The organism is uncultured Campylobacter sp. (assembly GCF_937890585.1).
Classification (GTDB): domain Bacteria; phylum Campylobacterota; class Campylobacteria; order Campylobacterales; family Campylobacteraceae; genus Campylobacter_A.
The window spans coordinates 1-11,799 of record NZ_CALACG010000312.1; the positions used below are offsets into that span (position 1 = coordinate 1).

10 protein-coding genes are annotated in these 11,799 nt (G+C 36.2%); 4 read left to right on the top strand and 6 right to left on the bottom strand.

All coding sequences use genetic code 11. From position 1 onward, the window contains the following. From Q0296_RS09335 to Q0296_RS09360, 6 genes are all read right to left on the bottom strand, one after another. On the bottom strand, positions 1–1,235 hold a 1,235-nt coding region (locus Q0296_RS09335; protein WP_298039775.1), incomplete at its 3' end, for a hypothetical protein. Next, positions 1,232–1,708, bottom strand: coding sequence for a three component ABC system middle component (locus Q0296_RS09340; protein WP_298039778.1), 477 nt, complete (start codon positions 1,706–1,708; stop codon positions 1,232–1,234). The genes Q0296_RS09335 and Q0296_RS09340, both read right to left, overlap by 4 nt. Continuing rightward, on the bottom strand, positions 1,701–2,834 hold the full coding sequence (locus Q0296_RS09345) for a hypothetical protein (protein ID WP_298039781.1): 1,134 nt from the start codon (positions 2,832–2,834) through the stop codon (positions 1,701–1,703). Before Q0296_RS09345 ends, Q0296_RS09340 begins: the two co-directional genes overlap by 8 nt. 592 nt (positions 2,835–3,426) lie before the next feature. Continuing rightward, positions 3,427–3,954, bottom strand: a complete 528-nt coding sequence (locus tag Q0296_RS09350) for a cytochrome c3 family protein (protein ID WP_298039784.1) — start codon at positions 3,952–3,954, stop codon at positions 3,427–3,429. Then, positions 3,951–5,714 (bottom strand): FAD-dependent oxidoreductase, encoded by a 1,764-nt coding sequence (locus Q0296_RS09355; protein WP_298039785.1) that lies wholly within the window; start codon positions 5,712–5,714, stop codon positions 3,951–3,953. The genes Q0296_RS09350 and Q0296_RS09355 overlap by 4 nt, the downstream gene beginning before the upstream one ends. Before the next feature lie 21 nt (positions 5,715–5,735). Then, the gene (locus tag Q0296_RS09360; RefSeq protein WP_298039787.1) at positions 5,736–7,160 is read right to left on the bottom strand and encodes a metalloid reductase RarA; all 1,425 of its coding nucleotides are present in this window, start codon (positions 7,158–7,160) and stop codon (positions 5,736–5,738) included. A 307-nt stretch (positions 7,161–7,467) separates the two neighbouring features. On the opposite strand from Q0296_RS09360, the gene Q0296_RS09365 reads away from it, so the two are divergent. From Q0296_RS09365 to Q0296_RS09380, 4 genes are all read left to right on the top strand, one after another. Continuing rightward, positions 7,468–8,139: a response regulator transcription factor gene (locus Q0296_RS09365; protein ID WP_298039790.1), complete on the top strand. Its 672-nt coding sequence runs from the start codon at positions 7,468–7,470 to the stop codon at positions 8,137–8,139. Continuing rightward, entirely contained in the window at positions 8,132–9,406 is a 1,275-nt protein-coding gene (locus Q0296_RS09370) for an ArsS family sensor histidine kinase (RefSeq protein WP_298039792.1), read from the top strand. Before Q0296_RS09365 ends, Q0296_RS09370 begins: the two co-directional genes overlap by 8 nt. A gap of 448 nt (positions 9,407–9,854) precedes the next feature. Then, positions 9,855–11,054 (top strand): AAA family ATPase, encoded by a 1,200-nt coding sequence (locus Q0296_RS09375; RefSeq protein ID WP_298039794.1) that lies wholly within the window; start codon positions 9,855–9,857, stop codon positions 11,052–11,054. A gap of 291 nt (positions 11,055–11,345) precedes the next feature. Then, entirely contained in the window at positions 11,346–11,516 is a 171-nt protein-coding gene (locus tag Q0296_RS09380) for a hypothetical protein (RefSeq protein ID WP_298039797.1), read from the top strand. Positions 11,517–11,799 lie beyond the last annotated feature (283 nt).

The following is an 11,799-nucleotide window of genomic DNA, read 5'->3' on the forward strand; positions in this document are numbered from 1 at the left end:
GTTATATTTTTTAATTGTTCAATTTCATTTTTAATGCTTTCAATTTCTTCATCTATAATTGATATTTTTTCTTTGATATTATTTTTGTCGCTTTCAAATGAGTCTAATAAATATGGGGATTTTCTAAGTTCAATATTTAGCCATTCTATAGCTTTTTCTAATTGATTTGCTTCATTAGCAATAACATTTGTCTCTTGTGTGCAAAATGGGCATGTTGCGACATTGATACTAGCTTCGGCTATAACTTGATTGTTTAATAATTCTTCTTTATATTTTTTAGCATAGTCTATTGAAGAATTAATATTTTTATATTTATAATTTAACTTTCTTTTTTGTGATAATAGTTTGTTGTATTCTTTTTCTAAAGATAGTATTTTTTCAACAGACTCATCATTATTTTCATTAATGGATATGTCTTTAGCGACAAGCTTATCTATATAATTTGCTGGATTAGAAAGAATAATATTTGAAGCTTCTTCAAAAAGTTTATTTCCGCTAATTACTTCATATTCCAGTAATAGGCTGTCAATCCTTTTTCTATTAAATTCCATTTGATTTTTTATAGATTTTTCTTCATTCTCTAATTTTTTTAATTGTTTTTCGCTATTAGCCAAATTTTGTTTTAATATATAATATTCTTGAGTAACAAATCCTGCAAAAATTTTAAACTGATCGATAGTTTGTTCTCGCTTTTCATTTTCATCAAATCTATAAAATAACGAATGCTTATTTGCTATTAAGTTTTGGTGTTGAATTAGATAAGGAATAATATTTCTTACAGATGGTCGACCCTTCTTTTGTCCTGTGTATTGCGACACGCTTTTATCTTCATCTATATCATTTATATCGAGTCCAAAATAATGTCCTAAATTTACTTTAAAATCACTATTTGATATAAAAAATTTATTATCAAAATACTCCTTGTTAAGCATTTTTATATCTGGCAAATTTGATTCTTCTTTTAAAAATATTTTTTTATCATTTTCTTTTCTAGCCAAAACTAAAAATGTTTCTTTAATTGATAGAATTACAAAATATATATCTGCATTATCCGTAATAACTCCAGATGGAATGTTAAATTCACTACTTCCCATACAATAATCAAATATCTCAATAATTGCGCTTTTACCAGTTGAAGATTTGCCAGTAATTATATTTACACCTGCAGTAAATTGAACACTATGTATTTTATCTTTCTTATCAATTAGCCCAATATATTTGACGTAACTTTTCACAGCTCTTTAACCCCCAATTGTTTATAAATAGAAACCACATCCAAATTTTTAAAAATATTACAAAGCTTAGAAGATGCCTTAAAAGCACTATTTAAACTCGATATGCTATTTTGTTGTTCTTTTAAAAAAGCCACCGATAAATCATCATTTAATTTCAACCATTTATTTTTAATGGCATATAAAATGCATTGATCTGTAATCTCTTTGTAATCTTGAACTCTTTTGGGCAATCCATAAACATTTTCTCTTTTGTTTTTATCTTTGCTATCTAAAAAAGTAAAAATACTACTTGTTGTTTTCGAATTTTTAATTTTCTCCTGGCTGGTTTTGTGTAAGACCAATGGTAAAACTAAATACGATAATAATAAATTTTTAGGATTTGGCTTTAAATTTTTATAAAAAGCCACAAACAATGGTGTAAAAACAAATATATTATTGTTGATCTTATAAACACTATCTGCATATTTACTCATCACTCACCTCTAGTTTCCAGACGATATTGCTTGGATTATCGCTGTCGTTTGCTAGCTCATGCAAAATACCATTTCGATAGGATTTTGGCGTATCATTAAAATTATAAAAATTAGATGCCGCTTCGCCTATTGTATCATTATAAAGTTTTTTGGACTTATTGATACGATTGCTAGAATTCACATTGAGCAAAGCATTCCTACGTTTTGCTTGAAAACTTTTAAGAAGTTCATCTTCATAATGCTTATACTCTTTTCGTGATATTTCATAGTTTTTTAGCTCCTCGTTAAGTATTGTCCTAGAATATATAAAATCACTTATTGCTTCGCTTTTAACTTCAAAATAATCAATATCTTCTATTTTTTGCACAAATAAATAAGACTGATGCTCTTTTATAATATCATCTGTTATTGAAGGAGTTTCTATTTTTGGAAAAATTTTAGTTGTTGAGGTATATGTTTCTATTAAGGATTTGGTTTTTTGTCTGAACTCTTTGTTTTTTATCTCCCATCCGCTAGATGTCATTGCAGGATTAATTATATAGCCAATAAGAGAATCTAAATATTCATCCTTTTTTTCTTCTAAAATTCCATCCGTTCTAGTTTCTTTTATCTTTTTATACAAAATTTCATCATTATCAGCCTTGCTTTGAATTGTAAATTTATCTAAAATTTCTAATAATTTATTACTTTTATTAGAATTTAAAACATCATTTAATAGCTTTTGTGTCAAATCCGATTTCTCTTTTTGTTTATTAAATTCTTTTGCTATTAAATTTAGTATTTGATATTTTTCGTCTTTATTTTTAGTATTCCAGTCAATAAATTTTGAAGATTTGCTGATTGTTTGTGTTGTTAATAAAATCAAATTTTTGTACTTAGTTGCATCAAAATTATCATCTAGCCAATTTTTCAAAGTTTTCCAAACGTTATGATCTAAATCCGTTAAATTCTTTTGATGATCTTTAACCTCGATTTGTACCCCACTTGAACTCGTGACATCACCATATTTTTCAATCCAAATCGATTCGCCATATTGCATTTGAAAACACTTTTCTAATGCAACTAGGAATTGATAAATTATAGGTTTAAATGTTTTTGTCGAATCATTGATTAAATTTTCACTCATTTTTATACCTTTACTTTGCCTGTTACTACGCTATCGATTATCGATGCTTTATGCTCTTTTAATTTTTTTATATACTCTTGTTCTAAATTTATTAATTTATCGATTTTGGATATTTCATTTTCTATGTATTCTACTATTTTTTCCTGCTTCTCTATTTAAATAAGTAAAATTACTAGAACTCTCAATATCTTCTGAGGTATCAGCAAATATAAAAACTACATTATTTGTCAAGCACCATTTTATCGGCTCTTCTAAGCTTTTACCTCGCCGTTTTCGTCTTTGATGAATTTTGAGACTTGGTTAGCATTCCGCCACTTCCACACGCTGGATCGTAGATAGTGATAATGAGCGGAAAGGTATTTTGGTGGGGTTAAAGACGATATGCGTCATCAAACTAAAAGACTTTGTTGTGGCATTTATCATTCCACACTAGTGCAAATTCGATTCTGATGTCATGTGGCTAAAATTTATGTTTGTAAGATATTCTTGCAAAATAGCCGTCGATTCCTGTAAAAAGAGCGTTTATGGCGTCCTTTACACCAAAAAACAAATTTAAAAAGAAAGATCCGCCCCAGATGAGACGGATGAGAGATTATTTTTTAGTAGGAGGATACATCTTCCAGCTGCTATCTACCTTCCAGTCTATCGGGTGGCAAGACATGCAAGTATTTAGCTTTTGCGGATGATGCACGGCGTGGCATGACTGACACTGAAGCATCTCATTGTCTTTATTGTGAGTGCCTTCGTGTGGATTAGATAGGCCGTAGTGTGCGGTCTTTTTCCTGATCTCATCTATCTTATGACAGCTGGTGCACTGCTCATTTGTAAATCCTCTTTGTTTTGTTGGCATCTCAAAATCGCCCATCGCATACATCCTGACCTCATTTAGCTGCTCGCCTATAGTTGGCGTATGGCAGTCGTGGCATGTTACGTTTGCGTCGTTATGCTTTTTGGCTAGTAAATTTCCTTTTGTGTAAGAGTCGTACTCTGGCTGCATGTTGTGACACAAGATACAAAATTCAGCCTTGTGGCTAGCGGCCTCTATCTGATGAAACGCTATAAAGCCCACGATAGCGGCTACTATTAGTCCTATTATCGTATATTTTTTTCTATTGCTCATGCTTGTACTCCTTTTGCGTTTGCCGCAGCCTGATAGCCTGCTAAGCGTCCGTAGCATAAGCATGTTCCGTGGCTAGTGCCGGCTAAAACTACTGGATAATCTCCCAAAAAGCGTCCGCCCATAACATTACCGCAGGCGTAGAGTCCTGAAATTTCGTTATAGTCGGTATCTAGTACGTTTGCAGTGCTTGGCTCAACGGTAAAGCCTCCCATGACGACTAAGCTAGCACCCACACCCATTTTGCCGGCATAAAACGGCGCGTGACGAACCGGGAACATCCTCTTTGCAGTCTTACCAAAGTCATCATCGTGACCTTTGTCACATAGCTCGTTGTAGCGTTTTATAGTTGCTAAAAACTGCGTTTGTGCCTTTTGATTATTAGGGTATAGCATACCGGCAAGTTCTTCTATGCTGTTTGCTTTTATGACATCAGGCATTGCTTCAAGATCTTTTACCGATATATAAGATGTTTTGCCTATCGCCCATTGGCAGTCAGGCGGAAGCTTTGGATTGTCCTCTGGTGCGACGCAGTGATTTACGCTACCGTGCGATACGCCCATGAGGCCGACTTGCTCTGGAAATTTAGAGTCAAATACCTGCCAGCCAAAGCCTCCTGGTTGGCGAGAGAGTGGTTGGGTGACTTGCTGACCACTTAGATCTTCATTTGTAAAGCGCTCTCCATTTGCATTTGTTAGTAAAAATGCATCAACACCAAGCGGTCCGCCAAGTGTGTGAGCGACTGGTGCATGAGGTCCATCTTCTAGCTTTGCGCCTATCCATGTGCCAAGCTTGTGTCCGTCACCGGTATTTGTAGGGTTATTTTTATAGTCCCTATTTGGAAAAGGACAGAAGAAATTTGCCACCCATGGCACAAATGTCTTTACCATTTCGTGATCATTCATATAGTCCCCTGTAGCTAGTATCACTGATTTCGCATTTATCTTGATATATGAGCCATCAGCCATATTTTGCGCGATCGCTCCTTGCATCTTGCCAGTTGCTTTATCGCGGAGTAGTTTTTTTGCACGAGTTTTAAAGATATACTTTGCACCTTGTTTTATAGACTTTTCATAAACTAGCTCCATCATCGGCTCCTGACTAGGCAAAAAGGTCATAACGGTTGGGTAGCTTGGGCTGTTTTCTTTACTCGGGTCATATGCTGCTGGGAGTGGATAGTGCATAAGCATTAAATTTATCTTGCTTCTATCAAGCTGCGTATCGGTCTCTCTCATAAAATTTATCGCAGGAGCAAGCTCTATCATCCAGTCAAAGTCCTCGCCGCTGTGATCTGCCCAGTAGTTCCACACACGCTGATCGGCGCGGTATCCCATCTGCTTTAAGTGTTCGTTGATAGCTGCGTGTTTGTCGTACTTGATGCCAAGCTCTCTTTGAAATTTATTGCCTAAAGTGCCGTACTGACCGCTTCTAACCTGAAAGCGACCGGCTTTTTCTAGGACGATAACCCTTGCACCTTTTTCAGTAGCAGCGCGTGCAGCGTGAAGTCCTGAAACGCCGGCACCGATGATAAGCACGTCGGTTTCAAGCGTCTCTTTTATATCTTTATCTGAAATTTCGGGCTCAACACCTAGCCATTTTGGCACATCAGGTGCCTCGGCGACCTCATCTTTAGGATGGATGAGGTGATTGTTTGGGTTATCACAGCCTGTTAGCAGCGCTGATCCTGCCGCAACTGAGCCAAGTGTGAGTGCGCCACTGCGCTTTAAAAACGAGCGGCGTGATAGTTCGTTATTTTCTACCATTTTATACTCCTTGCTTTAAGTTTATTTTAATATGTCAAAGTCGTAAGTGGCTCTTAGCCAAAGCTCTTCATCTCTTGTCTTGCCATTAGAGTCGCCGTTTGTATACTTTAGCTTTCTATCTAATGTTTCATAGATAGCTGACAGTTTTAGACCCTTGAGCGCAGGGACTTTGTAGGTTACCTGCACGTCCCAGCCCTTTACATCTATTCTTGTGCCAGGCGCTTGACCATGAAGGCCACCTGATCTGACGTTGCTGCCGTTATGCTGTTTGCCATACCAGTAGTCAGCATCTACTCTAAGACCCTCGACGCCTACGTTGCTAAGGTCGTAGCCTGCGCTAAATTTATGTAAATTCATACCGGCAAAATTCATAAATAAAAACGGACCATAGATCGGAGTGGCTGTAAATGAGCCAACGTCGTTTCCTATGCCCTGAAGTGACATCTGGTTTTTGCTAACGGTTGAGTATGCGTATCTAAAGTCGGCACCATAAGCGTTATAAAGCCCTATCATACCTGCATAGTAGTCGCCGTTAAAGTCATAATTCTTTTTTAAAGTGCCGTTTGTTCTTGAGCCTTTATACATAAAGTCTATGCCAACGATCGCGTTTTCAAAGAGTGTAGGCGTTTTGTAGCCAGCTGCTGCAAAGTAGAAATTTATATCGCCTTTTGAGTTAGCAGCGTCATCGTATTCAAGACCAGATACATTTGCGTAGCCGGCTGTGAGCGAGACGCCTGGGATGTCACTATATGTTGCAAATGAGTTAAAAATGTTGTCAAATTTATAAGCAAATGGTCCAAAACCGCCTATGATAACTCTATCTTTAAAATTTGGTGCGCCGTGATCACCGCCTGTTACTGCGCTTGATCTACCTGCAAATTTCCAAAAATCAGCTAGGCCGATAACGGTATTTATGCTATCAAGCTTTATCCTAGCGCTCACGCCCTCAAATGCCTCTTTGTAACCCACGTCCGTGTTTGTAGCGACAAGTGGTGGCACGAGGCCTGTGTATTTTGAGTTGTAGTACTGACGACCGATTTTTAGGTCGATATACTCATTATCATATCCCAAGTATGCCTCTGAAAGCGCTACGCCTTCGCTATTCCAGTCGTATGCAAAATACTCTTTTGCAGCCTTTGACGGAGCAAAATTTACTAAGCCCTGAGCTGTAAGACCAATCTTAAAGCCATAATATGAGTCAGTTAAAAACCTAAGCTCAGCGCCTAAACCGCCTATGTGCTGGCGAATTTTATTTGTTCTGCTAGCTGGCGGAAAGTACTCTGTTGAGTCCATATCGTAGTATGAAAATACGGTCGTGCCTATAGTGCTTGTTTGCAAAGCCTCTGCCAAGCTTTCGCTCGCACTAGCACAGGTCGCCATAGCCATAAGCGCAGCCAAACTAAGAGCAAATTTACTCTTACTTATAGTTAAAAAAGATGTTTTCACTCTAAACTCCTTAAATTTCTTTTTTAGGCATTTAACAATGCCGCCTTTTTAAGCTTGGCTTGTCGCATTATCATCTACGATCATGCCGCGCTATGTAAATTTTGTCTTTTTAGTTTCTGCCATTTAGTGATATGTCTAGAATAATCACGCCTTTTAAAACACAAAGCCTCTGTGTTTTATGGCATCCCCCTTGGATCAATGAGCGCAATCATAACACGCAGGCTCACGAAAAACGGTAAGGTTTTGGTAACATTAACTAAAAAAATATTTTTAGTTTCAAAATTTAAAATTTGATATAATCACCACTATGATAGAAGTTTTACTTATAGAAGACGACCTTGAACTAGCCGAGCTTTTAAAATATGCACTTGCAAAAAGTGAGATAAGCGTAGCCATAGTCACAAACCCGCTTGAGGGACTTAGAGTTTTAAACGAGAAAAATACCTTTGATGCGTTGGTGCTTGACCTTGGTTTGCCTGATATGGACGGCCTTGAGGTGTGCAAGCAGGTAAGGCATAGCTACCCGTCGCTACCTATCATCATCTCATCGGCTCGCAGCGAAACGCTAGATAAGATAAAGGGCTTTGAGCTTGGGGCGGACGACTACATGGCAAAGCCCTATGAGCCAATAGAGCTTGCATTTAGGCTAAGGGCGATACTTCGCCGAGGGATACAAGCGGGCAACGACTCTAAAACTTTTTGCATCGATAAACAAAGACGCACTATCTTAAAAAATGGAGAAATCATAGCGCTTACAAAAGCGGAATTTGACATCTTTATCTACCTTTATGAAAAAGAGGGGATAGTCGTATCAAGAGAGGATATTTTATTAAATTTAGGCCAGGCTAAATTTCAAAGTGGGCTAAAAAGCATCGATGTGGCCATAGGACGCTTGCGCCAAAAGATAGGTGACGACCCTAAAAATCCACACTTCATCCACCCCGTACGCGGTATAGGGTATAAATTTATCAATGCGTAATATATCTATTATCAAACTCATATCTTTTTTCTTTTTTGCCGCGCTCATTACGGTAAATTTGGCGTTTTTTGTCGAGTCAAAAAGGCAGATGCGTGATGCGGAGTACTTTACCTATCAGCGCTTTATGCTTGGTATGCGTATACGAGGACAAGTAAAAGGCAACGCAGCTAAGCAGCTAGCGCAAATAGGGCTTAAAAACAGCGAACTTGCTTCAGATGAGATCAGGATAGGCGGCGAGAAAATTTTTAGCGACTCCTATGCTGATATGATAAGGTATAACAAAAAGTTTTATTTTGTGCCTAGATTTTCTTCTATCGATCCAAAAATGTTTTCGCGCATTATGGATGCGGCAGGGCTTAATATATCAAGCAAAGATGAGATAGCAAAAAACGATGTACCTTTAGAAAATTTAGAAGAAATCTCTCCACATAACATTTGGGTGCTTTGGCTTGTAGTAAATGTCGTGATGGCCGCATTTTTTATAGTAGTTTTGAAAAAATTGCTAAGACTTAGAAATTTAAAAAATATGATAAGAAGAGCAGGCGAGGAGGATAAATTTAGGCTGATAAAAGTAGAGGCAAACGACGAAATAGGACAAATCGCTGGCGAATTTAACACGACTATGCAAAAGATAGACGCCATAAAACAGGCTAGGGCACTCTTTTTACGCAATATCTTGCACGAATTTCGCAACCCGATAATGAAAGGGCGTATCATGGCGGATATGATAGCCGAAATTTTACAAGACGATAAGGCGGGAGATAGGTTAAAACAAATTTTTATAAGGCTAGAGATGATACTAGGCGAAGTCGTCAAGGTTGAAAAACTAGTATCGAGCGAGTGGGAGCTTAAAAAGAACAAGCACCGAGTCATAGACATCGTCGATCACTCGGTAGATATGCTTTTACTAAAAGATACAAGTCGCATAGAGGTGCTAGCAGATGACGAGATAAGCGCTGTTGAGGTTGATTTTGAGCTTTATGCGACTGGAGTTAAAAATTTGATTGATAATGCCTTAAAATACTCAAGCGACAAGGTTGTCGTTACCATAGATAAAAGTGCTCTGTACATAAGCAGCGTGGGAGACGAGCTTGAGCCAGAAAGACTTGAGTTTGATAGGGCGTTTAACAGAAGAGTAGAAACTTCAAATTCTGGACTTGGACTTGGACTTTACATAGCAAATCAAATTTTTAAAAAGCACGGCCATACCCTAAAATACAAACACGAAGATGGCAAAAATATTTTTATAATATGTTTTGGGGAGTGATTTGAAGAAAAACTATTTTATAAGTTGCTTTAAGGTATTTAAATTTCGCTGAGTAGTCTTATATTTTGACAAAAATTTAAAGCAAATCTATTTTTATTATATTAAAAGAGTGATGTTTTTATAATCGTAAAAAATTTTAAAGAAAGGGAAAGAACAAAAGCATCACTGCTAGTGCCTAAAATAGTTCAGTACAAAAATAGATGTAAAAACTGGTAAGAGCAAGATTTTAAAGACTAGAAACTCCGTAATGATATTTAATATTGGCGAGCCTAAATTTTAGAATGGTCCCAAGAGTATTGTTAACAAGTTCGCTTTCTTTCATAAAAGTAAATGTATATAGCCATTTACAATAAAGAAGCGTTTAGGCTTTTAAGATCAACTATACTTGTAGTCTATCCCATATATTTTTATGATATAATTGTATTGCATTACATAATAAAGGGATAATATGCTAGATCAACTTTTTTTAAAGAGCAATGACCTTATAAGGTTAAATAACCATAAATTTAAAAGATACTTTATAGATTCTAAAGACTTATCCCATAGGCTTATCGTTGTCCTTGGACAAAGAGGGATAGGTAAAACAACTACACTAGCTCAGCTGGCTAGTAAAAACAAAGATAGTCTTTACCTAAGCCTAGATGACATAGAGATATCAAACGATATAACCTCGATTATAAGAGAGTTTGTATTAAATGGTGGAAAGCATCTATACCTAGATGAAATTCATAAAAGCAAAGATATATCTGCTGTATTAAAATTTGCCTATGATAACTTTAAAGAGTTAAATATAGTAGCTACTGGTTCATCTGCTCTTGAAGTGCTAAAAAGCTCTCATGATCTAAGCAGAAGAGCGATAGTATATAAGATGAGTGGAATGAGTTTTAGGGAGTATCTAGGTCTAAGGTATGGTATAAATTTAAAAGCTATTGAGCTTACAAATTTACTTACAAATCATCAGGAGATAGCTGTTAATATCAATAACGCCTTAAAGCAAAAAGATCTAGCAGTTATTAAACTTTTTAGAGAGTATCTAAAGGTGGGTTACTACCCATACTATAACGATATGCCAAATGATACGGCCTTTTATCAGACTCTAAGACAAAGCATAGAAGCTACGATAGATAGCGATCTTTTAAGCATATATCCAAATTTAAACGGCAACACGGCAAGAAAGCTAAAGATCTTAACTCATGCCATAAGTACAAACGTCCCATATCAACCAAACTACTCAAGTCTAAAATCACTTGTTGATATAAGAGACGATAGAACACTAAAAGAGTATCTTGCTATGCTTGATAGTGCTGGGCTTATAAGGCTTTTAATGAAAAACGAGCTAGCTATAAAAAATATGGATAAGGCGGATAAAATTTACCTTGAAAATACAAATTTAATGTACATAAATAGTCCAGATATAGGAAATGTTAGAGAGACATTTTTTGCAAATCAACTTGGAAATATCACTGAAATTTACTCTGGCAAAGCTGGTGATTTTATGGTTGGTAATAAATTTATCTTTGAAATAGGCGGAGCTAAAAAGAGCTTTGAGCAGATAAAAGATATGCCAAATTCATTCATAGCAGCAGATGATATTGAAGTCGGGGTGAGAAATAAAATTCCACTTTGGTTGTTTGGGTTTTTGTATTGAAAAACAAATTGGGAAATATGGTGGAGGTATTATGGCCATTTGGTTTTCTCGAAAGATAAAGCTTGCTGTGTATTTTTATAGTAACTACTTTAATATTATGAAAAGATCATAAACGGCGGCTACCCAGAGATCACAAAGATAACCTCTGAAAAATCAAAACATCTCTGGCTTAGCTCATATATAAGAATATATATAGAATCAGACGCCAAAGAGATAGGCAATATCTTTAACAAAAACGAGCTATGCCTAGAGTCTGGGCTTGATAATAAGACCTTTGATAGCTATTTTAGCGTGCTGGAGCATGCCCCAAAAACTATCAGCAAAGATGACTTTAAACATATCTACCATCTAAAAGAAAATTTACAAAGCAAATTTGATAAGGGCATAGTCTTTTACACTGGAGACAGAGCTGTAAAGCTAGATGATGATATGTTTGCCTTGCCGTTTGGTTTTATGGGGTGAGTGACGATGTTTTGTTGTGCTAAGGTTATTTTAAAAGATCATTAAATAGCATTTGTTAAATATTAAGACTTTGAAATATCGCTAAATTCGGGATTTAAAAAGAAATGGTGGTTAGAGGCAGAATCGAACTGCCTAGTATTTCTTAAGACTTATTTTGATGTATAAAGCCATAAAATACGATATTCTAAATTTTATACGGGTTTATTAAAATTGCTAGAAGTGTCTAAGTAGATGGCACCCAATATGGCACCTATTTTGAGCACTAGAGATTTGATGAAATTAC

Coding starts and splice junctions, on each gene's coding strand:
- Q0296_RS09340 (WP_298039778.1), bottom strand. CDS start 1,708: ATGAGTAAATATGCAGATAGTGTTTATAAGATCAACAATAATATATTT.
- Q0296_RS09345 (WP_298039781.1), bottom strand. CDS start 2,834: ATGAGTGAAAATTTAATCAATGATTCGACAAAAACATTTAAACCTATA.
- Q0296_RS09350 (WP_298039784.1), bottom strand. CDS start 3,954: ATGAGCAATAGAAAAAAATATACGATAATAGGACTAATAGTAGCCGCT.
- Q0296_RS09355 (WP_298039785.1), bottom strand. CDS start 5,714: ATGGTAGAAAATAACGAACTATCACGCCGCTCGTTTTTAAAGCGCAGT.
- Q0296_RS09365 (WP_298039790.1), top strand. CDS start 7,468: ATGATAGAAGTTTTACTTATAGAAGACGACCTTGAACTAGCCGAGCTT.
- Q0296_RS09370 (WP_298039792.1), top strand. CDS start 8,132: ATGCGTAATATATCTATTATCAAACTCATATCTTTTTTCTTTTTTGCC.
- Q0296_RS09375 (WP_298039794.1), top strand. CDS start 9,855: ATGCTAGATCAACTTTTTTTAAAGAGCAATGACCTTATAAGGTTAAAT.